This is a genomic window from Micromonospora sp. CA-259024 (genome assembly GCF_050936255.1).
Lineage (GTDB): Bacteria > Actinomycetota > Actinomycetes > Mycobacteriales > Micromonosporaceae > Micromonospora.
Genome location: NZ_JBNJND010000001.1, coordinates 1878741 through 1902292 on the forward strand (window position 1 = coordinate 1878741; position 23552 = coordinate 1902292).

The 23552-nt window shown below is 71.8% G+C and carries 28 protein-coding genes; 14 read left to right on the forward strand and 14 right to left on the reverse strand.

Features of this window, described 5'->3' with window-relative positions:
- The first annotated feature begins 31 nt into the window (after nt 1-31).
- From ACQEUX_RS07920 to ACQEUX_RS07930, 3 genes are all read left to right on the forward strand, one after another.
- On the forward strand, nt 32-1735 hold the full coding sequence (locus tag ACQEUX_RS07920) for an acyl-CoA dehydrogenase family protein (RefSeq protein ID WP_433043451.1): 1704 nt from the start codon (nt 32-34) through the stop codon (nt 1733-1735).
- 31 nt (nt 1736-1766) lie between these two features.
- Nucleotides 1767-2942, forward strand: coding sequence for a PQQ-binding-like beta-propeller repeat protein (locus ACQEUX_RS07925; RefSeq protein WP_433043454.1), 1176 nt, complete (start codon nt 1767-1769; stop codon nt 2940-2942).
- A gap of 77 nt (nt 2943-3019) precedes the next feature.
- Entirely contained in the window at nt 3020-3391 is a 372-nt protein-coding gene (locus tag ACQEUX_RS07930; RefSeq protein ID WP_433043457.1) for a VOC family protein, read from the forward strand.
- A 51-nt stretch (nt 3392-3442) separates the two neighbouring features.
- On the opposite strand, the gene ACQEUX_RS07935 is transcribed toward ACQEUX_RS07930, so the two are convergent.
- On the reverse strand, nt 3443-4441 hold the full coding sequence (locus ACQEUX_RS07935) for a tyrosine-type recombinase/integrase (RefSeq protein ID WP_433043460.1): 999 nt from the start codon (nt 4439-4441) through the stop codon (nt 3443-3445).
- 71 nt (nt 4442-4512) lie between these two features.
- Between ACQEUX_RS07935 and ACQEUX_RS07940 the strand changes: the two genes are divergently transcribed.
- Nucleotides 4513-5616 carry a helix-turn-helix transcriptional regulator gene (locus ACQEUX_RS07940; protein WP_433043463.1) on the forward strand — a complete coding sequence of 368 codons (1104 nt, stop codon included), beginning with the start codon at nt 4513-4515 and terminating at the stop codon, nt 5614-5616.
- Here ACQEUX_RS07940 and ACQEUX_RS07945 read toward each other — a convergent pair.
- From ACQEUX_RS07945 to ACQEUX_RS07960, 4 genes are all read right to left on the reverse strand, one after another.
- Nucleotides 5606-6031 (reverse strand): Hsp20/alpha crystallin family protein, encoded by a 426-nt coding sequence (locus ACQEUX_RS07945; protein ID WP_433049657.1) that lies wholly within the window; start codon nt 6029-6031, stop codon nt 5606-5608. The two genes, ACQEUX_RS07940 and ACQEUX_RS07945, sit on opposite strands and share 11 nt — an antisense overlap.
- Nucleotides 6032-6133: 102 nt before the next feature.
- Nucleotides 6134-6628 (reverse strand): GNAT family N-acetyltransferase, encoded by a 495-nt coding sequence (locus tag ACQEUX_RS07950; protein WP_433043466.1) that lies wholly within the window; start codon nt 6626-6628, stop codon nt 6134-6136.
- 72 nt (nt 6629-6700) lie between these two features.
- The gene (locus ACQEUX_RS07955) at nt 6701-7216 is read right to left on the reverse strand and encodes a DUF2087 domain-containing protein (RefSeq protein ID WP_433043469.1); all 516 of its coding nucleotides are present in this window, start codon (nt 7214-7216) and stop codon (nt 6701-6703) included.
- Between the two features lie 55 nt (nt 7217-7271).
- Nucleotides 7272-7787 carry a MarR family winged helix-turn-helix transcriptional regulator gene (locus ACQEUX_RS07960; RefSeq protein ID WP_433043472.1) on the reverse strand — a complete coding sequence of 172 codons (516 nt, stop codon included), beginning with the start codon at nt 7785-7787 and terminating at the stop codon, nt 7272-7274.
- Between the two features lie 68 nt (nt 7788-7855).
- Between ACQEUX_RS07960 and ACQEUX_RS07965 the strand changes: the two genes are divergently transcribed.
- Complete coding sequence (locus tag ACQEUX_RS07965) at nt 7856-9088, forward strand: MFS transporter (protein WP_433043475.1); 1233 nt, start codon at nt 7856-7858, stop codon at nt 9086-9088.
- Between the two features lie 68 nt (nt 9089-9156).
- Here the strand turns inward: ACQEUX_RS07965 and ACQEUX_RS07970 are convergent, their stop codons facing one another.
- Both ACQEUX_RS07970 and ACQEUX_RS07975 read right to left on the reverse strand, forming a co-directional pair.
- Nucleotides 9157-9348, reverse strand: a complete 192-nt coding sequence (locus ACQEUX_RS07970) for a DUF397 domain-containing protein (RefSeq protein ID WP_433043478.1) — start codon at nt 9346-9348, stop codon at nt 9157-9159.
- Complete coding sequence (locus ACQEUX_RS07975; RefSeq protein WP_433043481.1) at nt 9339-10106, reverse strand: DUF5753 domain-containing protein; 768 nt, start codon at nt 10104-10106, stop codon at nt 9339-9341. Before ACQEUX_RS07975 ends, ACQEUX_RS07970 begins: the two co-directional genes overlap by 10 nt.
- A gap of 269 nt (nt 10107-10375) precedes the next feature.
- On the opposite strand from ACQEUX_RS07975, the gene ACQEUX_RS07980 reads away from it, so the two are divergent.
- Entirely contained in the window at nt 10376-10672 is a 297-nt protein-coding gene (locus ACQEUX_RS07980; protein ID WP_433049660.1) for a hypothetical protein, read from the forward strand.
- Nucleotides 10672-10917, forward strand: coding sequence for a flavin reductase (locus tag ACQEUX_RS07985; protein ID WP_433043484.1), 246 nt, complete (start codon nt 10672-10674; stop codon nt 10915-10917). Before ACQEUX_RS07980 ends, ACQEUX_RS07985 begins: the two co-directional genes overlap by 1 nt.
- Here the strand turns inward: ACQEUX_RS07985 and ACQEUX_RS07990 are convergent, their stop codons facing one another.
- Genes ACQEUX_RS07990 through ACQEUX_RS08000 form a run of 3 tightly spaced genes read right to left on the reverse strand, consistent with a single transcriptional unit; the run spans nt 10918 to nt 13072 of the window.
- Nucleotides 10918-11505 carry a GNAT family N-acetyltransferase gene (locus ACQEUX_RS07990; protein ID WP_433043487.1) on the reverse strand — a complete coding sequence of 196 codons (588 nt, stop codon included), beginning with the start codon at nt 11503-11505 and terminating at the stop codon, nt 10918-10920.
- Nucleotides 11506-11537: 32 nt separating this feature from the next.
- A complete protein-coding gene (locus ACQEUX_RS07995) occupies nt 11538-12044 on the reverse strand; it encodes a DinB family protein (protein ID WP_433043490.1) in 507 nt (168 codons plus the stop codon).
- On the reverse strand, nt 12041-13072 hold the full coding sequence (locus ACQEUX_RS08000; protein ID WP_433043493.1) for an aldo/keto reductase: 1032 nt from the start codon (nt 13070-13072) through the stop codon (nt 12041-12043). Before ACQEUX_RS08000 ends, ACQEUX_RS07995 begins: the two co-directional genes overlap by 4 nt.
- 231 nt (nt 13073-13303) lie before the next feature.
- Between ACQEUX_RS08000 and ACQEUX_RS08005 the strand changes: the two genes are divergently transcribed.
- Nucleotides 13304-14734: a glycosyltransferase family 39 protein gene (locus tag ACQEUX_RS08005; protein WP_433043496.1), complete on the forward strand. Its 1431-nt coding sequence runs from the start codon at nt 13304-13306 to the stop codon at nt 14732-14734.
- A gap of 6 nt (nt 14735-14740) precedes the next feature.
- Here the strand turns inward: ACQEUX_RS08005 and ACQEUX_RS08010 are convergent, their stop codons facing one another.
- Nucleotides 14741-15226, reverse strand: coding sequence for an RrF2 family transcriptional regulator (locus ACQEUX_RS08010; protein WP_433043499.1), 486 nt, complete (start codon nt 15224-15226; stop codon nt 14741-14743).
- 130 nt (nt 15227-15356) lie between these two features.
- Here ACQEUX_RS08010 and ACQEUX_RS08015 point away from each other — a divergent pair, with 130 nt between their 5' ends.
- Nucleotides 15357-16097 (forward strand): SDR family oxidoreductase, encoded by a 741-nt coding sequence (locus tag ACQEUX_RS08015; protein WP_433043502.1) that lies wholly within the window; start codon nt 15357-15359, stop codon nt 16095-16097.
- A 225-nt stretch (nt 16098-16322) separates the two neighbouring features.
- Here ACQEUX_RS08015 and ACQEUX_RS08020 read toward each other — a convergent pair whose 3' ends face one another.
- On the reverse strand, nt 16323-17441 hold the full coding sequence (locus ACQEUX_RS08020; RefSeq protein ID WP_433043505.1) for an FAD-dependent oxidoreductase: 1119 nt from the start codon (nt 17439-17441) through the stop codon (nt 16323-16325).
- 101 nt (nt 17442-17542) lie between these two features.
- Here ACQEUX_RS08020 and ACQEUX_RS08025 point away from each other — a divergent pair, with 101 nt between their 5' ends.
- Nucleotides 17543-18232, forward strand: a complete 690-nt coding sequence (locus tag ACQEUX_RS08025; protein ID WP_433043508.1) for a TetR/AcrR family transcriptional regulator — start codon at nt 17543-17545, stop codon at nt 18230-18232.
- Nucleotides 18233-18352: 120 nt separating this feature from the next.
- Here the strand turns inward: ACQEUX_RS08025 and ACQEUX_RS08030 are convergent, their stop codons facing one another.
- Entirely contained in the window at nt 18353-19603 is a 1251-nt protein-coding gene (locus ACQEUX_RS08030; RefSeq protein ID WP_433043511.1) for an MFS transporter, read from the reverse strand.
- Nucleotides 19604-19731: 128 nt separating this feature from the next.
- On the opposite strand from ACQEUX_RS08030, the gene ACQEUX_RS08035 reads away from it, so the two are divergent.
- The 3 genes from ACQEUX_RS08035 (at nt 19732) to ACQEUX_RS08045 (ending at nt 22154) form a co-directional block, all read left to right on the forward strand.
- Nucleotides 19732-20664 carry a LysR family transcriptional regulator gene (locus ACQEUX_RS08035; protein WP_433043514.1) on the forward strand — a complete coding sequence of 311 codons (933 nt, stop codon included), beginning with the start codon at nt 19732-19734 and terminating at the stop codon, nt 20662-20664.
- 97 nt (nt 20665-20761) lie between these two features.
- Nucleotides 20762-21598, forward strand: a complete 837-nt coding sequence (locus ACQEUX_RS08040; protein WP_433043517.1) for an alpha/beta fold hydrolase — start codon at nt 20762-20764, stop codon at nt 21596-21598.
- Complete coding sequence (locus ACQEUX_RS08045) at nt 21591-22154, forward strand: TetR/AcrR family transcriptional regulator (RefSeq protein ID WP_433043520.1); 564 nt, start codon at nt 21591-21593, stop codon at nt 22152-22154. The genes ACQEUX_RS08040 and ACQEUX_RS08045 overlap by 8 nt, the downstream gene beginning before the upstream one ends.
- 97 nt (nt 22155-22251) lie before the next feature.
- Here the strand turns inward: ACQEUX_RS08045 and ACQEUX_RS08050 are convergent, their stop codons facing one another.
- Complete coding sequence (locus ACQEUX_RS08050; protein ID WP_433043523.1) at nt 22252-22734, reverse strand: NUDIX hydrolase; 483 nt, start codon at nt 22732-22734, stop codon at nt 22252-22254.
- Between the two features lie 227 nt (nt 22735-22961).
- On the opposite strand from ACQEUX_RS08050, the gene ACQEUX_RS08055 reads away from it, so the two are divergent.
- Complete coding sequence (locus ACQEUX_RS08055) at nt 22962-23423, forward strand: HNH endonuclease (RefSeq protein WP_433043526.1); 462 nt, start codon at nt 22962-22964, stop codon at nt 23421-23423.
- The last annotated feature ends 129 nt before the right edge of the window (nt 23424-23552 follow it).

Here is a 23552-nt window from a genome sequence, read left to right on the forward strand (position 1 = left end):
GCACACCCCCAGCAGTGCCAGGAGCCGATCGATGAACCGCTTCGTGCAGCCGGTAGCACCCCCCGCCGACCCGTACGCCGACGACAGCCTGCTGCGGTCCTGGCTGGAGCGTCACCTCGGCCCGGCCGGGCACGCCGCCGCGAAGGGCCGCCTCACCGACCTGGCCGCCGACGTCAGCGGGCCGCTGCGCGCGGCGCACGCGGACGCCGAGGCGCACCCGCCGACGCTGGTCCGCTACGACCCGTGGGGTGCTCGGATCGACCGGATCGACACCTCCGCCGGCTGGCAGGCGCAGCGCGCCGCCGCCGCCCGACACGCCGTCGTCGCGCTGCCCTACCTGCCGGACGCCCGCGGCACCTGGGGCGCCGCCGCGCGGATCGTGCAGCACGCCCTGCTGCACCTGTACGGCCCGGAGTCCGCGACGTTCTCCTGCCCGGTGGCGATGGCCGACGGGGCGGCGGCGCTGCTCAGCATGCCCGACGTGGATGCCGGGGTCCGCGACGCGTGGCTGCACCGGCTGATCTCCACGGATCCGGCCTCGGCGATCACCAGCGGGCAGTGGTTGACCGAGTCGCAGGGCGGCTCCGACCTGGGCCGCTCCAGCACGGTCGGCCGACCGGCGGCGGATGGTTCGTGGCGGCTGAGCGGGGAGAAGTGGTTCTGCTCCGCTGCGGACGCGGCGATGGCGGTGGCGCTGGCCCGACCGGAGGGGGCCGGGCGTGGCAGCCGGGTGCTCGCACCGTTCCTGGTCCCCCGGTACGCGGCCGACTCTCCGTTGGCCGTCGGGGCCGCCGCCGACGCGCCGGCTCCGGGTGTCACGGTGCACCGACTCAAGGACAAACTCGGCACCCGGGCGCTGCCCACCGCCGAGATCGGCCTGCACGACGCGTACGCCGTACCGCTGGGCGACCCTGCGGTGCCCGGTCTGGTGCGGGCGATGACCCTGGTCGTGGTGACCCGGGTGCACAACGCCGCCGCGGCGGCCGGTGGGATGCGACGCGGTCTCGCCTACGCCCGGGCGTACGCCGATGTGCGGCATGTCGCCGGTGGGGCGCTGGCGTCCTCGCCGCTGCACCGGGCCACCCTGGGCACCCTCGCGGTCGACGCGGCGGGCGCGTTCGCGCTGGCCGGGCACGCGTTCGCGCTGCTCGGGCGGGTCGAGGTCGGCGCCGACCCGGAGGCCGCGGCGGAGCTGCGCATCGTGGCGCCGCTGGCCAAGCTCGCCACCGGCCGGCTCGCCGTCAGCTCGGCCAGCGAGTACGTGGAGAGCTTCGGCGGGGCCGGCTACGTGGAGGACACCTGTGTCCCCCGGCTGCTGCGCGACGCCCAGGTGCTGCCGATCTGGGAGGGCACCACCAACGTGCTGGCCCTGGACGTGCTGCGCGCGCTGACCCGGGAGGACGCCGGGGCGCCGGTGCTGAGCAGGCTCGCCGCCGCTGTCGACCTGGCCCGGACGCTGTCGCCGGTCCTGGCCGACACCCTGGCCACCGCCGCCGCGCGGCTGGGCGACACCATCACGTCGGTGACCGCCGATCGGGGTGCCCCGGCGGTGCTCGCGGGTGCCCGTGGCCTGGCGCTGCGCCTGGCGTACGCGCTGACCACCGCCCTGCTCGTCGAGCACGCCGCCTGGGGTGACGAGCAGGCCGAGCTGGCCGCCCGGCTGTGGGCACGGCGCTGGCTGCGGCACGAGGAGATCGCCGAGGACGCCCACCACCACCTGGACCTGCTCTGCTGACCGGCCGGCGCGAGCGGAGGGACGGACGCCCGTGTCGGTGCTGATCGAGCTGGGCGACACTCGGGGCGCACCCCCGGCCGGCGACCACCGGCCGCCGGCCCCACCGTCGCCACGCTGGCGGGTGGCGCTGCTGCTGGCGGTGTGCGCCCTGCTCGGCGGCGCTGCCGCGCCCGCACGTCTGAGCGCCGAGCTGGGGCCGGCACTGCCGAGCAGGGCGATCCTGCTGTCCGCGGGTTCACTGCTGCTGGTCGTCGACGCGGGTGCCGGCCCACCGACGTTGAGCGCGTACGACCCGGCGGTGTCGTACCGCACGGCCCGGTGGCGGGTCGGCCTGTCGGCGGCCACCGGGTGGTCCGCCGAGGCCGTCGGTGACCTGCTGCTGATCACCGAACGCGATCAGTTGCGCCGGGCGACCGCGACGACGGCCCGGTCGGCGCGTACCGGCCGAGAGCTGTGGCGGCGACCCGAGCGGGTGTACGCGGTCGGCGACACGGCGGTCGCGGTGAGCGAGGTGCGCAGCGCCTCCGAACCGGGCCGGCGGGTCGAGGGGGTGGTGCACGGCGTCGATCCCGCCACCGGCGCCACCCGCTGGTCGGTGCCGGTGCCCTCCACCGCCGTGCTGGAGGTGTTGCCCGATCCGCCCGCGCGGGTGCTGCTGGTGCAGGACGACGGGTTGGCCCGGCTGCTCGACGCGCGCGACGGCACGGTGCGCGGGCAGGGGTCGTTGCCGCCGGCGGACTATGGCCCGGACAATCCCCAGGCCATCGGTGGGCACCTGGTGCTGCGGCACCCGAGCGGGACCGGGATGACGCTCACGGGGTACGACCTGCCCGGCCTGGCGCCGCGCTGGCGGATGCCGGTCGAGGCGGGTGATCTGACCCTGCGGGCCTGTCAGGGTCTGCTCTGCGCGCAGGACCGGGACGGCCGGTGGGCGCTCGACCCGGAATCGGGTGCGCGCGCCTGGTCGTGGCCGGCCGGGGGGCGCTGGCACACGGTGGCGGGTGCCCGGGGCGCCACCGACGCGCTGGTGCTGTTCCAGACGGCGGAGGACGGGCGGCGCACCCTGATCGCGACGGCGGGCCGCGATGGCCCCCGGGTGCGGGGCGTCCTCCCGGCCGGGGTCAGCGACTGCCGTCGGGCCGGCGCTCGGCTGGTCTGCCGCGAGGGCACCTCCCGGGTGACGGTGTGGCCACTCGACGTGCCCTGACCGGTGCCGCTGACGGTTCGGGAAAACGCCGACGTACCTGACAGTGGGTGGCAGGTACCTGGGAGCAGACTGCTGGCATGACGACAACCGCCGACCTCGCGATGGTCAACCTGGACAGCTCCGACCCGGCCGCGCACGCCGCGTTCTACCAGCGGGTGTTGGGCTGGGAGATCACCCACAGCCAAGCCGAGTACGCCATGATCAGCGGCGGTGGCGTCTCGATCGGCTTCGGGCTGGTCGAGGGCTACCAGCCACCGGCCTGGCCAGACTCGACCGCCGGCAAGCGTTACCACCTCGACCTCTATGTCGACGACCCGGCCGTGGCCGAGAAGGAGTTCGTCGCGGCCGGTGCGTCGAAGGCGGAGTTCCAGCCCGGCGGCGAACGGTGGGTGGTGCTCATCGACCCGATCGGGCAACCGTTCTGCATCTGCCCCCGCCCGCAGGGCTGAGGCGCGCGTCGGCGCTCTTGTCAGGGTGCACGCCGCCGGGGCCCGTGCCGCTCAGCCCTGGCGGCGTGACCGCGCCGCCCACACCACGTACGCCGGGTCGCGGTCGAGGTTGTGCCGGTCGCGGTCGTAGCGGCGGGTGGTGCGTGGGTCGGCGTGCCCCATCGCGTCCTGCACGTCTTCGAGGGGCACGCCCTCGGAGCGGGCGGTGGTGGCGAAGGCGTGGCGCAGCGAGTGCGGGGACAGCCTCGCCCAGGCCGGGATGCCGGCCGCCCGGGCGAGCCGGCGGACCATCCGGAACACCGAGTGCCGATCCAGCCGGGCGCCGCTGGCGGTGACCAGCAGCGGCCCGGCGAGCTGCGGCACCGACACACCGGCGGCGGCGGCCCGTTGGGCCAGGTAGACGTCCACGGCGTATCCGGTGCCGGGGGTGAGGGCCCGGCGGCGCTGCTTGCCGCCCTTGCCGACGAAGCGCACGCTGCGGTGGCCGCGTTCGGTGCCGAGGTCGGTCAGGTCCAGCGAGATCAGCTCGCCGACCCGCAGGCCCAGGTCGGCGAGGAGCGCGATGGCCGCCCGGTTGCGCACGGCGGTCGGGCCGGTGTCCGCGTCGGCGGCGGCGAGCAGGGCGTCCACCTCCTCGGGGGTGAGCCCGACGGTGGCGGAGTGGTCCCGGTCGACGCGGGGCCGGTCCGCGCCGGAGACCGGGTTGGCAGCCAGCGCGCCGAGCTTCACGAGGAAGTCGTACCAGCTGGACAACGCGGAGAGTCGACGCGCCACGGTGGCGGGGGTCAGCGGCCGGCCGCTGCGCGCTCCGATCGTGGACTCCAACGCTCGGGCGTACTCGTTGACGTGCAGGAACGTGGCCCGCAGCGGGTCGAGGTCGTGGTCGGCGCACCAGGTGAGCCACCCGGTGACGTCCCGCCGGTACGCGTCGCGGGTGTGCTCGGACAGCCGCCGGTTGCGCAGCCATGCCTCGGTGACGTCGACCGGCCCGCCGGGCAGGGCGGGCCGGTCGGCGGGGCGGACGAGCACCGGAGCGTCGGAGGACACCATGTGAAAAAGGTTCTCAGCCCCGGGTGGGATCGTGGTGCAGGCGCGCCGGGGCGGAGGGCTACCGTCGGATCGTGCGCGCGAGTCGGCTGGTCTCCCTGCTGCTGCTCCTACAGACCCGGGGGCGGCTGACCGCCGCGGAGCTGGCCGCCGCGCTGGAGGTGTCGATCCGGACGGTGTACCGGGACGTCGAGTCGCTGTGCGCCGCCGGGGTCCCGGTGTACGCCGAGCGTGGTCCCGCCGGCGGGTACCGCCTGATCGACGGCTATCGCACCAGGCTGACCGGGCTGACCAGCGATGAGGCCGAGGCGTTGTTCCTGGCCGGTATGCCGGGGCCGGCCGCCGAGCTGGGCCTCGGTTCGGTGCTGGCCACGGCGGAGCTGAAGTTGCGTGCCGCGCTCCCCACGGACCTCGCCGAGCGGGGTGCACGCCTCCGACACCGGTTCCACCTGGATGCGCCGGGCTGGTTCCGCGACCCCGAGCCCACTCCGCACCTGGCGGCTCTTGCCAATGCCGTGTGGGAGGACCGCCGCGTCCGGGTGCGCTACCGACGGTGGCAGGCGCCCCGCGAGGTGGACCGGACGCTCGACCCGCTCGGCGTGGTGCTCAAGGCCGGGCGTTGGTATCTGGTCGCCGCGGCCGACGGGCAGATCCGCACCTACCGGGTCGGCGCCATCCTGGAGCTGACGGTGCTGGGCGAGCCTGCCGACCGGCCGGACGGTTTCGACCTGGCGGCCTGCTGGCGGGAGCACGCCGACCTGTACGAGCGCAGCGTCTATCGCGCCGAGGCACGGGTACGGATGACCGTGGCTGCGCTGGCGCAGACCGCGCACCTCTTTCCGCCGGCGATGAGCCGGGCTGCGCGCGAGGCCGCCGACGAGCCGGACGCGGACGGCTGGCTGGTCACCTCGGTACCGATCGAGTCCATCCGGCACGGTCACGTGGAACTGCTCAAGCTCGGCGCGCAGGTGGAGGTGCTCGCACCGGCCGAGCTGCGGGAACGGCTCACCGGAACCGCCCACGCGCTCGCCGCGCTCTATCCGCGGACCGACGTCGGTGCCGGGCGGGAGCCGGCGACGGACACCGACGCGCCGAGCGGCGTCCGGGGTGTGGCCGGCGCTGTTCGGGGCGGGCCGGACGCGGTGGTCGGCCCGCCCCGAACAGCGCTCAGGCGTTGATCTGCCGGCGGCCGTCGCCGTTGGCGGTGATGGTCACCCGGCGGGGCTTGGCACGCTCGGCGACCGGGATGCGCAGCGTCAGCACCCCGTGCTCGTAGCCCGCTTCCAGCTTGTCGGTGTCGAGTGTGTCGCCCAGGAACAGCCGGCGGGTGAAGGTGCCCATCGGGCGTTCGGCGGCGACCAGTTCGACGCCGTCGCCGACGGGTCGACGACGCTCGGCGCGGACGGTGAGGACGTTGCGCTCGACGGTGCAGTCGATGCTGTCAGGGTCGACGCCGGGCAGGTCGAACGCGGCGTAGAAGTAGTCTCCGTCGCGGTAGGCGTCGAGGTGCATCGCCGCCGGACGGGCTGCCGTACCGAAGAACTGCTCGGCGAGCCGGTCGATCTCGCGGAACGGGTCGGTACGCATCAACATGGTCATGCCTCCTCGGTTCTCCTGGCCGAAGGTGATGAGTTGAGCCGGGGTGACTCAACTTCCTCTTCTTGTTTAACGCGTCCGGAGGCAGGCGTCAACCGCTCAGCGCAACGGCTTCTCGAACCAGTGCTCGGCGTAGGGGCCGTGCGAGTAAGCCGGGATCTCGACGTAGCCGTGCCGGGCGTACAGGGCGCGGGCCTCGACCAGGTCGGCCCGGGTGTCGAGCCGGATCCGGTCCGCCCCGGCCGCCCGGGCACGCTGCTCGACGGCGGCCAGCAGCGCGGCCCCGCCACCGGCTCCGCGATGCTCGGGTCGGACGAACACCCGGGTCAGCTCGGCCCAGCCCGGCTGCCACCGCAGCCCGGCGCAGCCGGCGAGGTCGGAGCCGTGGCGGGCGACCAGCAGCACCCCGGCCGGGTCCGCGAGGTCGTCGCTGGGTGACTCGGCCAGCGCCTCGTCGACCTCGCCGGGCCGGGCCGGGCGGCGGTGGTAGCGGACCACCATCTCGGTCATGTACTCCCGAAGCAGCCGCGCCGCGTCGGGTTGGTCGGGTCGGGCAGGGGTGATCACCCAGGTGGGCTGGACGGTGCTGGTCACCTGTCGATCATCACCGTCCGGTCAACGGCTTTATTCGGGCTGTCCCTGGCGGCGGGCCGGCAGCAAGGGCGATCAGGGCCGCTGGTAGATGCCGTGCTCGCGGGTGAGCAGTTGCTCGTCGATCAGGTATCGGCGCAGCGTGGCGTGATCCGACCCGCCCGAGGCGCACCACGGCTTGAGCGCGTCATCGACGGCCCGCTCCGGATAGTGCGTTCCCCGTTCGAACGACCGCTCGGCGATGTGCGCCAGCAGCACCCGCCGTCGACCCCGCTGCGCCGGCAGACCCACCAGGACACCGGCGCGCAGGAAGGTCCGCAGCACCGGGTCCGCGGCCGGTTCGGCCTCGTCGGCCGTGCGGCTGTCGCGTGCCGCCGCCCGCAACGACACCTCGTCGGCCGCGAGCGCGCCGTCGGGGCCGGTGACGAGGCCCGCGTCGGCGAGCCGGCGGACCCCGGTGAGCACCACCCGCGCCGGCAGGCCGGTCCGTTCGGCGACCTCCGTCGCGCTGGTCGCACCCAGCACGATCGCCGCGAAGATCCGTCGGCGTCCGTCGTCGGCCAGGGCCCCGGCCAGAGCATGCGCAGTCACGCCGGTCACCCTTCCATCAGCGGTACGCGGGCCGCCACGCGATTTTTCGGCCCTCTCAGTCGGTCTCCGGCGCGCTATCCGGCTGCTCGGCGACGAGCAGCACACGGCGCAGCAGGTCGGAGAGCTGTCGCCGTTCGGCGGGGGCGAGCGTGCCGAGCAGCCGGTGCTCCTCCGCGCCCTGGATCTCCATCGCCCCGCGCCACGCCGCGTGGCCCGCGTCGGTGAGCTCCACGTCCACCCGGCGACGGTCGACTGTCGACGGAAGCCGGCGCACGAAGCCCCGCCGGAGCAGGGTGTCCACCCGGGCGGTGATCGAGGCGGGGGCCACCGCGAGGTCGGCGGCGAGGTCCGAGGGGGCTGCCCGGCCGCGTCGGCCAGCCAGGGCGTGCAGGGTGTCGTACTCGTGAGCTGGCAGATCGAGATCGGCCAGCACCCGTTCCTTGACCGTACGCAGGTGCCGGGTCAGCCGGATCATCCTGGTCACCGCGCCCTCGACGTCCGCGTCGAGGGCGGGCACCACGGGCAGCCAACGCTCGATGTGCCGGTCGACGGCGTCGGGAGTGGTGGTCACGACACCAGCTTACCTCAGTGCCGAAATATTCGTTGCCGAAAGGTTCGGCGCCGAAGTATGTTGCCCGCATGGCTCATCCCCTGCGCTCCCGACCCTTCCGGCTGCTGTTCCTGGGCCGCACCGTCTCCGCTCTCGGCGACGCGGTGGTGCCCGCCGCGCTGGCCCTGGCCGTTCTGCGGGCCACCGGCTCCACCGGCGCGTTGGCCGTCGTCCTCGCCGCGGCGATGGTCCCCCGGTTGCTGCTGTTGCCACTCGGTGGTGTCGTCGCCGACCGGTTCGACGCCCGGCGGGTCGCCCTGCTGGCCGACCTGGTCCGCTGCGCGACCCAGCTCGCGGTCGGCGTGCAGTTGCTCGGCGCCGACCCGTCGCTGACCACCGTCGTCGTGGCGTCCGCGCTCGGTGGCACCGCGTCGGCATTCGCCATGCCGACCGCGTCTCCGCTGGTCGCCGGCACCGTCGAACCGGCCGGTCGGCAGCGCGCCAACGCCCTGATGGGGATCACCGCCAACACCAGCCGGCTCGCCGGCCCGGCGCTGGCCGGCGCGCTGATCTGGGCCGCCGGGCCCGGCTGGGCGTTCATCCTCGACGGCGCGTCGTTCGCGCTCAGCGCCACCCTGCTCGCGCTGGTGCGGGTCCGCCACGTGCCGGTGCCCCGTCGCTCCGTCCTCGCCGACCTGCGCCACGGCTTCGGCGAGGTACGCGCCCGCGACTGGTTCTGGACCAGCCTGCTCGGGCACGGTGTGTGGAACGGCGCCGCCGCCGTGCTGATGACCCTCGGGCCGGCCGTCGCCATCGACCGCCTCGGGGGCGAGACGACCTGGGTGCTGTTGTTGCAGGCCGGCGCGATCGGCATGCTCGCCGGCTCGCTGCTGGCCGGGCGGGTCCGGTTGCACCGGCCGGTGCTGCTGGCCAACCTCGGCCTGGCCAGTTATGCCGCGCCGCTGTTCCTGCTGGCCGTCGCCGCGCCCGCGCCCGCGGTGATCGCCGCCTACGCCGTGGCGCTGACCGCCCTCGGTTACCTCAACCCGGTCTGGGAGACCGTCGTGCAGCACCACTTCCCGCCGGAGGTGCTGGCCCGTGTCACCTCGTACGACTGGCTGGTGTCGCTGGGCGCCATGCCGCTCGGGTACGCGCTGGCGCCGCTGGCCGCCGACGCGTTCGGCGCACCCGTTCCGCTGGCGATCGCCGGCCTGCTGGTCCTCGCCTCCTGCGCGGGGACCGCCCTCGTCCCCGGCGTACGCCGACTCACCTGGCCGGTGACCCCACAACCGCAACCGGCCGAACCCGCCGGGGTTCGCTGATCAGACCGGGCGCGACCCACGCGAAAGGCTCCCAACCAGCGCCGGGAGCCTCCGTGCAGTGTGGTCGGTCAGCCGGCGTCGCGTGCCATCGCGACGAACCCACGCCACGACTGCGGGCTGAAGGTCAGCGTTGCGCCGTCGCGATCTTTCGTGTCACGAACGAGGACCACGCCCGGAAGGTTGTCGGCAACCTCAATGCAGTCACCGCCGTTGCCGCCGCTCTTCGTGCTCTTACGCCACCGCGCACCGGTCAAGTCCATGATGCTGCCGCTTCTCTGAGAAGGTCCAAGGAACGCCCTCGGGGCAGGGCCTCTCCACGAATACGCTCCCACCGTCGCTCCAGGTTAACAAGATCCGATGTCTGGTCGAGGATCTGAGCCCGGGCGGGGCTGTCGACGTGCGCGACCCGTGAACCGTCCGGCATGTCCGCGATGGTGAACGGTCCGTCGAGCCCCGGGTAGCTCGGCGCGTCCGCCGGGACGATGTGGAGCTGGACGGTGTCCTGCTCGGCGTGCCCGAGCAGGCGCGCGAGTTGCGACGCCATCAACGCGCGGTCGTCGCCGACGCGCCGCCGCAGCACCCCCTCGTCCAGCACGGCGATCAGCAGTGGCCCGCCCCCACGACTGAGAATCGCCTGCCGGCCGATGCGCGCCTCGGCGAATTCGGCGACCGCCTCCGGTGTCAGCACCCCGCCGACCAGGGTCGCCCGCGCGTACGCCTCCGTCTGGAGCAGTCCAGGCACCCACGCGAGTTGAAACGACCGTAGCGTCACCGCCTCGCGTTCGAGGTCGACCCACGGCCGGAACCACACGGGTTCGCGACGACGGACGACGTCCGGCCACAGTGCGTCGGCGTCCTTTGCCAACAGCCCTGCGACGGTCGCACGATGTCGGCTCTGGGGAATGTGCCCCGGGTTGGCCCACCTGGCGACGGTCTTCGGGTGCACACCGATCTGACCGGCGAGGCTTTCAGCGGTGTGACCCGCTGCGGCGAGCGCTGCGACAAAGGCGTGGTTCATGCCGTCCTCCCCTGGAACAAACCAGATGCGTTGAAGAGGTTACGTAACGCTGTGTGTTTGTCCAGCGACCCCCGGCAAAGTGCGGTGTAGACGGCGCGGCCGGCAGGGCACCGAACCCGGCGGACGCGTTCGTGGCGGGGCCGCTCCCGGCGGGCGAGCACTCACGGGGGCGGCCCCCATTCCAACCGTCTACCAGGGAGAGAACGGTGCTGGACGAGGAAGAGAAGCAACGGAAGCCCGCGAAGTCGAAGCGCGAAGGGGGTATGGGGATGATCGGCCACACGCTCCGCGCGGGGGACGTCGTTCTCCTGACCACCGCCGCGAGCGTTCAGTTCCTGAAACCGATCGTCGTCCGGGTCATCCGCGAGCTACCCGACCGGTACACCTACGACGGTTGGCTGTGGCTCGACGCGTACGAGCTGAACAGGAAAAGCGAAGCGGTCGCGCGCCGCGAGTTGTTCGTGATGCGTGCGGGATTGCAGGTGCAGGTCCCAGGCCCCCGCCACGGCACGGAGAGCCGCGTGCCCGCACCGATCCGGCGTCGCGCAGCCGTGGGGGTCGGCTGATGCCCGAGCGTCCGAAGCACTCCCCGTTGCGGCCGTCGTGGCGCTGCCCCGTCTGCGGCATCCTGTGGCCGTGCTCGGCCGCGAAGCTGCGCCTCCTCGGCGAGTACCGCGAGGATCGGCCGGGCCTGTTGATGCACCTGGCGAAGGTTCAGGAGGCAGCCGAAGCCGATCTCACCAAGCTCAATCCGGGCGTTGTGCTGCCCGATCTGACCCCGCGTTTTGTCGGCTGGGCTGAAGCCCGCTGATCAGATCGGGCCGTCGGTACGCAGCCGAGCGTGCAGGTGCATGTCGTGCCACCCGTCGGCGTGGCGAACCGCCTCCCGGAGCACGCCCTCCACCGTGAAGCCGGCCCGCGTGGCCACCCGGCACGACGCCGCGTTGGCAGTGGAGTGCTCCAGGCCCAGCCGGTGCAACCCGGCCCCCGTGAAGCTCCACCGGGTCAGCGTTTCCAAGGCCTCGGTGGCGATCCCCCGGCCGCGCGCGGCGGGCAGCACCCAGTACGACAGCTGCGCCGACCCCTCAGCCAGCAGCACACCCCGCAACCCCACCTGACCGACCGGCCGGTCGTCGGCGTCGACGATCGCCCAACTGGCGGCCGTCTCGTCACGCCAGTGGCCCGCCCACTGCGCCGCCCACGCCCGTGCCTCGTCGTCGCTGTCGAGGCGGCGGACGTGCCACCGCTGAATGGCCGGACAGTCGAAGGCGGCGCGGACGGCCGGGGCGTCATCGTCGCGCCACGGCCGCAGCGCCAGCCCGGGGCGTACCGGAAGGTGGGGTTGCTCCTGGGCGCCGAGGCGGCCGGCGGGCAGGGCGGGTGCGACGAGCAGCGGCATCCGCCCATTATCGCGACGTGGCGCCGGCGGCCTCACTCGCCGGTCGGGCCGCCGGCGAGTTCGGCGACCACGTCGAGGTGGCCGAGGTGGCGGGCGTACTCCTGGACCAGGTGGAACAGCACCCGCTCCAGCGACGCCGGGTCCGCCCCGTTCCAGCGTGGGCCCGGCGCGCCGATCTCCGCCAGGTCGTGTGCCGTCACCACCTCGGTGGTGTGCGCGCCCTGAGCCCGCAGCGCCGCCACCAGGTCCGCGCGGGTCTCCTCCGGGGCGACGTACCACCGGTCGGCGCGACGGTCGCCCCACGGCTCGGCGACGTCCCGACCCTGGAAACCCCACTCGATCCAGCGCAGCTCGACGTGGCGCAGATGCTTGAGCAGCTCCAGCGGCGTCCACCCCGACGGCAGCCGACTGCGCCGCAGCTCCGGCTCGGCCAACGCCGACACCTTGGCCACGACGGACTCGCGGAAGTAGTCCAGGTAGCGCAGGAAGACCTCGGTACGGCTGCCGGCCGGGGAGGTGGGCTCGGGGAAGGACATCATGATCCGGTCGGCAGGTCGCGGGCGCGCTGGCGCACACCCGCGCCGCCGTACGGGTAGTCGCCCACCAGTGGTGCGCTCGCCTCGTCCAGCAGCCGCATCTGCGCGGCGTCGAGGACCAGGTCGGCGGCGGTCAGGTTGTCGTCGAGCTGCTCGGTGGTGCGCGCACCGAGGATCACCGAGGTGACCGCCGGTCGGGCCGCCAGCCAGGCCAGCGCCACCGCGGACATGGACACGCCGCGTTCCCCGGCGATCTGGCGAACCGCGTCGAGCACCCGCCAGGTGCGCTCCTCGGCGTTGCGACCGGCGTACGCCTCGACGCCGCGCTGCGGGTTCTCGCCGAGCCGGGTCGCGCCGGTGGGCATGCTGTCGCGCTGATACTTGCCGGTCAGCCAACCGCCGCCCAGCGGTGACCAGGGCAGGATGCCGATGCCCTCGTTCTCGCAGACCGGCACCAACTCGAACTCGATCTCCCGGGCCAGCAGGTTGTACTGCGGTTGCAGGGTCACGATCGGGGTGAGGTTGAGGTGCTGGGTGAGCAGGGCCGCCTTCTGCAACTGCCAACCGGTGAAGTTGCTGACCCCGGCATAGCGGATCTTGCCGGCACTCACCGCGTCGTCGAAGAACCGCAGCGTCTCCGGCAGTGGGGTCAGCGGGTCCCAGGCGTGCGCCTGGTAGAGGTCGACGGCCTCGACGCCGAGACGGCGCAGGCTGGCGTCGAGCGCGCGGGTGAGGTGCACCCGGGACAGTCCGGCGTCGTTCGCACCCGGGCCCATCGGGAACCGCCCCTTGGTGGCGATCACCAGACGGTCACGCAGGTCGGGCCGCGTCCGCAGCCAACGCCCGACGATGTCCTCGGAGACGCCGGCCGAGTAGACGTCGGCGGTGTCGATGAAGGTGCCACCGGCCTCGACGAACCGGTCCAGTTGGGCGAAGCTGCCGGCCTCGTCGGTCTCCGCGCCGAAGGTCATCGTGCCCAGACACAGGGTCGACACCACCGTGCCGGTGGCGCCCAGAGTGCGATAGCGCATGTCGTCCTTCCGTCCGAGTGACAAGGTGATCTTCGCACCTGGTCGGAACGCCTGCACGGGGAGGTCTGCGGGCACCCACGCGGCGCCTTCACGGGTGATGATGAGCGGGTGAGCGATTCCGCGATCGATATCGGCCGACCTCACCGACCGGCTGGGGCGCCACCGCCGGGGCACCAACCGGAGCCCGGTCCGCGCACACGCGCCCCGTGGCTGGTGGCTGCGGCGACCAGCGTGACGCTGCTGCTGCTCGCCGGCCGTTACGGCTATCACCGCGACGAGCTGTATTTCCTGCTCGCCGGTCACCACCTGGACTGGGGCTACGTCGATCAGGGCCCGCTGGTCCCGGCGTTGGCCCGACTGTTGGACATGATCGCGCCGGGCAACCTGGTGGTGCTGCGTACGCCGTCGGCGTTACTGGCCGGCGGCGCGGTGCTGCTGGTCGCCGCCATCGCCCGCGAGTTGGGCGCCGGCCGGGGCACGCAGACCTTCGCGGCGGTGCTCGCCGCGCTGTCCGGCATCGTGCTCGCCGGGGGGCACCTGCTCAGCACCACCACCGTCGACCTGCTGGCCTGGCTGGCCGCGGTGTGGTGCGCGGTGCGGCTGCTGCGCACCGGTGACAGCCGCTGGGCGCTCGGCATCGGGCTGGCGCTCGGCGTGGGCATGCTCAGCAAGGTGCTGCCCGCGCTGCTGGCCGTTGGTCTGATCGCCGGGGTGCTCATCGCCGGGCCGCGTCGGCTCCTGCGTGACCGGTGGGTGCTCGCCGCCGCCGGGATCGCCGCGCTGCTGGCCGCGCCAAACCTGATCTGGCAGGCCGCGCACGGGTTCCCCCAGCTCGGTGTCGCGGCCTCCATCGCCGACGGCGACAGCTCCTACAGTGGCCGCCTCGACGCGTTCACCCTCCAGTTCGTCATCATCAGCCCGTACGCCGTACCGATCTGGATCGCCGGCCTCGTCGCGCTGCTGCGCCGACCGGCGTGGCGGGCGTACCGGGCGGTGGCCTGGGCCTGGTTGGTCGTGGTCGGCGTCGTGCTGATCGCTGGTGGCAAGGGTTACTACGACGCGCCGCTGCTGCTGGTCCTCACCGCCGCCGGCGCGGTGGTCACCGTCGCGTGGGCGTCGCGCGGGCGCGTCCGGCTGCGTCGGGCGCTGCTCGCGCTGGGCGCGGTACCGTTCCTGCTGCCCAACGTCGTGCTGCTGTTGCCGGTCCTGCCGGCCGAGCGGTTGCCCGGTTTCGTGGTCGACGTCAACTACGACGCCGGCGAGACGATCGGTTGGCCGGCGTTCGCCGACTCGCTCGCCACCGTCCACCGTGGCCTGTCATCCGAGGAGCGGGCACGGGCGGTCATTCTGACCGCCAACTATGGCGAGGCCGGTGCGGTGGCCCGATACGGTCCTGCTCGTGGTCTTCCCACCGCATTCTCCGGGCACAACAGCATGGCTGACTTCGGCCGGCCACCCGCCGATGCGGACGTGGTGATCGTCGTCGGCTGGGAACGTCTCGCGCCGCTGAACGCCTGGTTCGACGAATGCACGCTCGCCGGGCGGGTGGACCAGCGCGTCGAGGTGGAGAACGACGAGAACGGCGGCCCGATCCACGTGTGCCGAGGGCTGCGGCGTCCGTGGGCGCAGATCTGGGACACCGAGGTACGCCACACCGGGTGACCGGGCTCAGCCGGCCTTCTCGCCGGTGAGCCAGGTGTGGATGCCGGCCAGGGCCTCGGGGCCGGAGTTGGCGTCGACGTCGCGGGCGAGATCGGCGATCGTGACCGCGGCGAGCGCCTGGCGCCACGCGTCCTCGGCCGCCCACATGGCGCGGGCGACCGGGCACGGTGTGGTGCAGGAGTCGGCCGGCGTCGCGAACGGACCGCGTTGGCGGATCTCCGTGCAGACGAAGGTGGGACCGGGGCCGTCAACGGCCCGGACCACGTCGAGCAGCGTGATGCTCTCCGGAGCGCGGGTGAGCACGTAGCCGCCCGACTTGCCCTGAACCGAGTGGATCAGATCGGCGCGGGCGAGCGACTGGAGCTGCTTGGCGAGGTAGCTGCCGGAGACGTCGTGCAGTTCCGCCAGTTTGGCCGCCGGGACGGGGGTGCTGCTGACAGTGAGCACCACGCAGCAGTGCAGCGCCCACTCGACCCCGCCGGACATCTTCATGGCCTCACCCTAGCCACCCCATTACTCGGACTCGTTGTGTCCGAGTATAGTTCTCGGACAGAAGAGGTCCGAGTATCGGCTGCCTCAAAGCCGGACAGACGGCCGCAACGTCACGGGAAGGTGCATGGACATGAAAATCGCCGTACTGGGTGGAACCGGCCTCATCGGGTCACAGGTCGTCGAGATCCTGCGGGCCGCCGGGCACGAGGCGGTGCCGCTGTCGCCGTCCACCGGGGTGGATCTCCTCACCGGGCAGGGCCTGTCCGAGGCCCTCACGGGCGCCGAGGTCGTCGTCAACCTGACGAACTCGCCCACCTTCGACGACGCCTCGCCCGCCTTCTTCCAGACGACCATGGACAACCTGCTGGCCGCAGCCGGTCAGGCGGGCGTCGGCCACGCGGTGGTGCTCTCCATCGTCGGTGTCGACCAGGTGCCCGACCTGGACTACTACCGCGCCAAGGTCCTGCAGGAGGACATCCTCAAGGCCGGTCCCGTCCCGTACTCGATCGTGCGCGCCACCCAGTTCTTCGAGTTCGTCGACGCGATCCTCTCCTGGACGGCCGACGACACCACCGTCCGCCTGCCCAGCACCCCGGTGCAGCCCATGGCCGCCGCCGACGTGGCGCAGGCCGTCGCCGAGGTGAGCATGGGAGCGCCCCTTCAGGGCATCCGCAACATCGCCGGCCCGGACGTCTTCGGACTCGACGAGCTGGGGAGGATCACTCTCGCCGCCCGCGCTGACCAGCGCACCGTCACCACCGACGACAGCGCCGGCATGTTCGCCGCCGTGCCCGGCGACGTCCTCATCGCCGCCGACGACGCCGTCATCGCGCCCACCGCCTACCGCGATTGGCTGGGCCGCCAGGCCTGAGGTGTCGAGCGACCCGCGCGTCGTTGTGGCAGTCGATCACGACAGCGGCGCGCGGGTCCGGGCCCGCCACTGGTGAGCCAGGATCGCGAAGACGAGCTGATCAGCCCACTATCCGGTGAGCAGCTAGCTGCCGCAGCAGCCCCCGTGGGCAGGCCGCGGGCGAGCACCGACGCCCGCGACTGTTCACGGGTACGCGGCTCGGTACAGGGCGAGCCGGGGGTTGCGTCAGCTGCCGGTGAAGGCGTTGATCAGCTTGTGGGGCGTGTCGTCGCCCAGCATGTCCTGCAGGTCGGGGGCCTCGGCGTTGGCCGCGACATTGCGCACGAACATCGCCTGCTCGTACTCGGTGAGCGCGGTCTCGATGTCGTCGGGGTGCGCGGCGATGGCCCTGCCCAGTTGGGCGCCGTCGAACAGGGCCAGGTTGGCGCCTTCGCCATTGGGGGCCGTCAGATGTGCGGCGTCGCCGAGGAGGGTCACCCCACGCGTCCGGTCCCACCGGTGCCCGACGGGCAGGGTGAAGATGTGGCGAAGGATCGGCGGGGTCTCGCCATCGGTGACCAGAGCGGTGAGTTCCGGCGCCCAGCCGTCAAACTCCTGCACGATTCGAGCGGTGGCCGCGTCGGGATCGGCGAAGCCGATGGCGGAGAACCAGTCCCGCGGCCGGGCGAGCATCACCCAGGTGTGGAGGTTCCCGCCGCGCTCGCGGTGGGCCAGGATCCCCTTGCCCGGCTCCAGCACCATCATCGCTCCCCCGCCGACGATTTCCGCGCTGGTCGGGTGTCGGGTGTCGCCATCGAACAGGCGGGTTTCGATGAAGGAGAAGCCGGTGTACTCGGGTGTCGCGTCGGAGAGCAGCGGTCGAACCCGGGACCAGGCGCCGTCCGCGCCGACCAGAAGGCTCGTGACGACGGTGGTGCCGTCCGCGAAGGCCACTTCGTGGCGGCCCCGGCCGAGGGTGCGGACGCCGCTGACCTTGTGGCCCCACCGGACGGTGCCGTCCGGAAGCGAGTCGAGCAGCATCTGCCGCAGTTCACCGCGCTGCACCTCGGGGCTGCCACCCGTGCCGTCGTCGGGCACGTCGAGCAGGAGGTTCTTGTGTCGGTCCAGGAGCCGCATCGCCTGACGTCCCTCCAGGATGAGCTTGCGGAACTCCTCGGTCAGGCCCGCCGACTCCAGCGCCGGCTGGCCGTTGTGGTCGCGGATGTCGAGCAGCCCGCCCTGCGCGCGCGTCGACGGGGACGCCTCCGCCTCGTAGACCGTGAACGGAACGCCGTGCACGTGCAGCACGCGGGCCAGCACCAGGCCGCCCAGACCTGCTCCGATGATCGTGACCGGTGTCGTCATGGTGATCCTCCCGGATCCTCTGGACGACCCCTTTGGATCGCCGCTCCAAAGGGACGCTAACACGGGTTGGAGCGACGATCCACAGATGCCATACTGAGGCCATGGCGAAGAGAAGTGCGAACGGATCCGCGCACCCGCGGCGCACGGACAGCCTGTCCAGGGAGCTGATCATTCAGACCGCGACCGAGATCCTGGACAGCGGCGGTGAGAACGCGCTGACGCTGCGCGCCCTCACCATTCGCCTGAAAACCGGCTACGGCGCGATCTACCACCACGTCACGGACAAGAGCGACCTGCTCGCGGCGGCCACCGACGATGTGATCACCGGTGTGCTGTCCAGCGCCGTCACCGACGGGGCCCCCCGCGAAACCCTGCGTCGCGTCGCCCTGGGCCTGTTCGACGCGATCGACGCCCACCCCTGGGTCGGGGCAGAACTCTCCCGGCAACCGTGGCGGCCCGCGCTGCTGGACTTCTACGAGAGCATCGGCAGGCTGTTGGACGCACTCGCCGTTCCCGAGAAGGCGCGCTTCGACGCGGCTGGCACGCTCGTGAACTACGTCCTCGGTGTCGCCGTACAGAATGCCGCGAACGCCCGGCACCTCACCGGCCAGGACACGGACCGAGAGGCATTCCTGAACACGGCCGCCGCGCAATGGGCGCAACTGGACCCGGGCAGGTACCCGTTCACGCACGCGACGGTGACGCAGCTGCGCGAGCACGACGACCGCGAGCAGTTCCTCGCCGGCGTCGACATCTTCCTGACCGGCATCGCGGCCCTGCGCCAGGTGTAGTGACCACAAGCCGGCCGCTTGGCTCAGCCTCCCAATCCGGGCATCGCACGATCGTCAACGGGGAAATGTGGAAGCACGAGCCCCCTCGTGCGCGTACCGGGAGTGGCTGGGCCAGTGCCGTCACGTCAGGGTGGCTGACACCAACTCGCGATCTGATGCGACTCCGGGGTCGGGGCGGCGGGGTAGCAGCAGCGGGCTGGCGAGGATCAGCAGTCCCGCGACCGTGACAGCCGTGCGTGGGCTGGTGACGTCGGCGAGCAGCCCGCCGAGCACGCTGAGGATGGCGATGGCAAGGCCACTGCCGATCGACCAGGCCGACAACGTACGGACGATGCGGTCTCTGGGGGTGTGCTCGAGGCGGTAGGTGGCCAGCACCGGGTTGTACAGGCTCATGCTGATGATGATTGCCAGCTCGACCGCGATCACCGTCACGAGACCGGCGACGCCGGGCTGCACGAAGGCAAGGCCGATCAGCCAGATCGCGCGCAACGTGCCGACGGTACGAAGAACCAGGTGTTGGCCGTACCGGGCCACGACCCGGCGGGCCAGGCGTGAGCCGATGAGCCCGCCGACGCAGGGCACGGCGAAGGCGAGGCCGTACTGCCAGGGTGGAAAGCCGAGTTCGCCGAGCAGGAGCACGGCCAACAGCGGCTCGGTGGCCATGATCAGCCCGCCGACGAGTAGTTGGTTGAGGTAGAGCGCCCGCAGGCCGGAATGGCTCAGGAGGTGCCGCCAGCCGTCGAGCAACTCGCCGGCTCGGATTCGGCGCTTCTCGGTGTGCGGCGGGTCTTCCTCGCGGCCGCGCATGGCCGTGATGCCCAGCGCGGAGAGCAGGTAGCTGAGCGCGTCGGCCACGATGATGGCGACCGGCCCGAACAGGCCGACCGCCGCCCCGCCCAGCGGCGGCCCGACCGCGATGGAACTCCACGTCGTCGACTCGAACCTCGCGTGGGCCACGAGCAGGTCATCCGACCGGACGAGGGCCTTGAGGTAGGCGCCGCTGGCCGCGTTGAAAGCGATCTTGGCGGTGGCGACCACGGCCGAGACGGCCAGCAACTGCGGGAAACTGAGCCGACCGAGGGCGTACGCGATGGGGATCGTCATCATGACCGCGAACCGGGCCAGGTCCATCGCGATCATGACCGGCCGCTTGCGGTGAAACTCGACCCACGGCCCGAGCGGCAACGCGATCACCGCGCCCACCGCCGGACCCACCGCGGATAATGCGGACACCTGAGCGGGGCTGGCATCCAACACCAGCACGGCGATCATCGGCAAGGCACCGAACCCGAACCCGGAGCCGTAGGCGCTGACCGCGTACGCCGCCCACAACCATCCGAACTGCCGACCCAGGGATCGTCTCGCGGCCAAGCCCCACCTCCCCCGCGTTGAACAACTCGCCGTTGACCGATGGGATCAAAGCAAGGCCTGGGATGAGGGGTCAAACAACCGAAGCGGCGGCGAGCCACAACCAAATGTTGTGTGAGTAGGGTTTGACCATGGATCTCGACGCCGTGCGTACCTTCGTCGCCGCCGCGGATGCCGGCCAGTTCCAGGACGCCGCCAGCGCGCTGTCGATCAGCCAGCAGGCCGTGTCCAAGCGCATCGCCGCGCTGGAGAAGGACCTGCAGGTGCGGCTGTTCACCCGCACGGCTCGCGGCGCCCAACTCACGATCGACGGCCAGGCCTTCTTACCCCACGCCCGGGAGCTTCTCCGGGCGGAGGCGCGTGCCGACGCTTCGGTGCGCCCCGGTCGGCGTGCGCTCCGCGTCGATGTCCACAGTCGACGGATCGCGCCGGGGGTGCTGCTGCAGGACTTCCACCGTACGTATCCGCGGATCGAGCTGGATGTCGTCACCCTCGACGCCGACGTCCACGCCGCGACCGCCGCTGTCGAGGCGGGGGCGATCGACGCCACCTTCCACGCCGTCACCGTTCCCGCCCGCCAACTGCCAGCCGCGATCAGGGCCGCGCGCGTGATCGACGAGCACCACGAGCTCCTCGTCGGGCCACGCCATCCGCTCGCCAACGCCCGCGCGGTCACGCCCGCACAACTCGCCGACCATCGCATCTGGATGCCCGGCATGGCCCCCGGTACCGAATGGGCCGACTACTACGACGAACTCGCCGTGGCATTCGGCCTCACCATCGATCTGGTTGGGCCGGTCTTCGGGAACGAGGCACTGCTGGCCGAGATCGCTGACTCCGCGGAACTGGCGACGTTGGCCGGCGAACGCACCCGATATCTGTGGCCGGACAGCTACGACCTGCGGCGCATACCGGTGCGTGACCCGGCACCGATCTACCCCATGTCACTGATCTGGCGCGACGACAATCCGCATCCGGCGCTCAGCACACTTCGCGACCACCTCGTCTCCAGGCGAACGGAGGCGCCCGACGCCGAGGTCTGGCTACCGACATGGGGGTGGTGACCGGCCCGGAGCCGGTGGTGCGGACGGTCAGCTTGACCCGCGAAGCTAACGACGTTAGGTTTTAACTAACTTCGTTAGTTACCCCTTGGAGGATGTCATGACCGAGTACCTGGCCGTTGGCCGTAACGCCATCGCCTACGACGTGAGCGGCGAGGGTCCCCTGGTCGTCCTTGCGCACGGCATCGGCGACAGCCGGCACTCCTACCGTTTCGTCGCCCCGGCCCTGGCCGCGGCCGGTTACCGGGTCGCGAACGTGGACATCCGTGGCTGCGGTGACTCCAGCCTCGGCTGGGACGGCTACAGCCGCACCGACATCGCCGGTGATCTGCTCGCCGTCGTGCGCCACCTCGGCGGTCCGGCCGTGATCATCGGCCAGTCGATCAGTGGTGGTGCCGCGACCATCGCCGCCGCCACGGCCCCCGACCTGATCACCGGTGTCATCGAGCTGGCCCCGTTCACCCGCAAACAGTCGATCACCCTGGGCGGGCTGGTACGGGTGAAGCGCTACCGGAACGGCTCCACCCACCTGGCAATGACCCTGGTTCGGGGAAGCCTGCCGAGCTGGAAGAAGTACCTCGACGTGGCGTACCCGGTCAAGCCGGCCGACTGGGACGGCGAACTGGCGCGTATCGAGGCCAAGCTGAGCGAGCCCGGGCGAATGAAGGCCCTGCAGGCCATGTGCAAGTCCGACCCGGGTGACGCCGGCGCACAACTGCCCAACGTCGCCTGCCCGGTCCTGGTCATCGAGGGCAGCGCCGACCCCGACTGGGCCGACCCGCGCGCCGAGGGCGAGAAGATCATTGCCGACCTGCCCAGCGGCCTCGGTGAGCTGGTGGTCATCGAGGGCGCCGGCCACTACCCGCACGCCCAGACACCCGAGAAGGTCCTCGCGCTGGCTCTGCCGTTCCTGGCCAGGACGGCCGCTCGTGCCTAGGGCCGGACTCACCCCGGCGGCGGTCGTCGAAGCCGGCGCCCGCCTGGCCGACGAGATCGGGTTCGCCCAGCTCAGCATGGGCCTGCTCGCCGAACGGCTCGGGGTCAGGACCCCATCGCTCTACAGGCACGTCGACAGCCTGGCCGACCTCGCCCACCGGATCGCCGTCCTGGCCATGACGGAGGTCGGCGATGCCATCCGCGACGCCACCCAGGGTCGAGCCGGCAGCGACGCCCTGGCCGCCGCCGCCCAGGCGATGCGGACGTACGTAAGGGAGCACCCCGGCCGGTACGCGGCGGGCAACGCTGCCCGTCCGACCGGGCCTGACGACCCGCTCATCCCCGCGAGCGACCGAGTGCTCGCCTCCCTCTCCGCCGCGCTACGCGGGTACCGGTTGGATCCTGGCCAGGAGATCCACGCCCTCCGGATGTTCCGCAGCATGATGCACGGCTTCGCCACCCTGGAAGCAGCCGGCGGCTTTCAGATCGACGTCGACGTCGACGAGAGCTTCACGTGGATGATCGATCTCATCGACCACGGTCTGCGGGCCGACTGATCCCAGCACTCCCTGTCCCCCACAGTCGCCGCCCCGGACGTACACGATCGCGATGTCGGTGCGCCGGATGCTTCGGTGACGATGAACGGCTTGCCGGTCAGTGCCGCAGGAGTTCGGTCATCTGGATCGGCTCCGCGTGCCCGGTGGGCGACGCGCTGCCGTGCAGCCCAAGCCCAATGTCGACGACGACGGAACGCTCCAGGGTGGAGACCTGCGCCATCGGTATCCACCGTGCCAGGTCGGTCGTGCCGTCCGTCTCGGGTCGAAGCTCACCGCCAACGATCCGGGCCCGGTAGAAGACGGCCAGCATGTGCAGGTCGACAACCTCGCCGTCGTAGCTATCCACGTTCCTTGTTCTCGAGTTCACACCGAGCAACTGCTCGACCTGCGCCTCGTACCCCGTCTCCTCAGCCACCTCCCGCACGACGGCGTCGAACGGATCTTCGGCGTGCTCGACCCCACCGCCGGGCAGCGTCCAGTGCCGCCGAGCCGCGTCGGGCGAGACCCAACGGGCGAGCAGAAGATGCTCGTCCCGCAGACACACCGCGTACGCGGCAACCCTGAGCCGTGGCGTGATCACAGTGACCTCCTCGCTGAGTGCCCAGACCCGGAAGGACACAGTCCAGCAGGACAGCCTGTTTGAAGAAGGTCCGCGGTCAGAACACCGATAGTCCCGTGAGCGTCGTGAAGTCTCGATCTCGGCGGCGATGCGGCGCAGAATCGGCTCAAAGGTGTGGGACAAAGTCATGATCGCCATGGTGCGTCGGACACGCCCATGGGTCGGAGGGTATGGCATAGGGTGACGGTGTGCTAAGCGAGATCAACGGTTTGTCACGACACTTCACCGAGGACACTCTCCGGCAGCATCTCACCGAGCGATCGATCAGACAGGATGACGGCTGCCTGATCATCCGTGGCTACGGCACACAGCGCGGCGTCTACCAGAAGGTCGCGGGCCGGGCGTGGGCACACATCGCGGCCTACGCCGTCTTCGTCGGGGGCTATGACCCTGACTTGGAAGTCGACCACCTCTGCAACGTCAAGGACTGCGTCGAACCCACGCATCTGCGACAGGTCAGTCACGCGGAGAACTGCCGCACGAGAGCGCAGGCTCCGACATGCCGCAACGGACACGACCGCGAGATTGATGAATCAACGGGGCGGTACCGCCGGACGTGCCGCGCGTGCAATCGCGACAGTCAGCGCCGTTGGCGAGAGCGCCAGGCGGCGGAGGTGGCGCTGGCACGCGCGGCGTACGCCCGGATGTAGTGGGTGCTGGCTCGGCTCAGGGCCGCCGACGGTGTCGCGACGGGGGCGCGCATGGTGGTGGTGCGTAGCCGTTGCGGGAGGGCCAGCGCGCACCTTCTCTGACGGCCAGTGGTGCACCTGACGAATCAA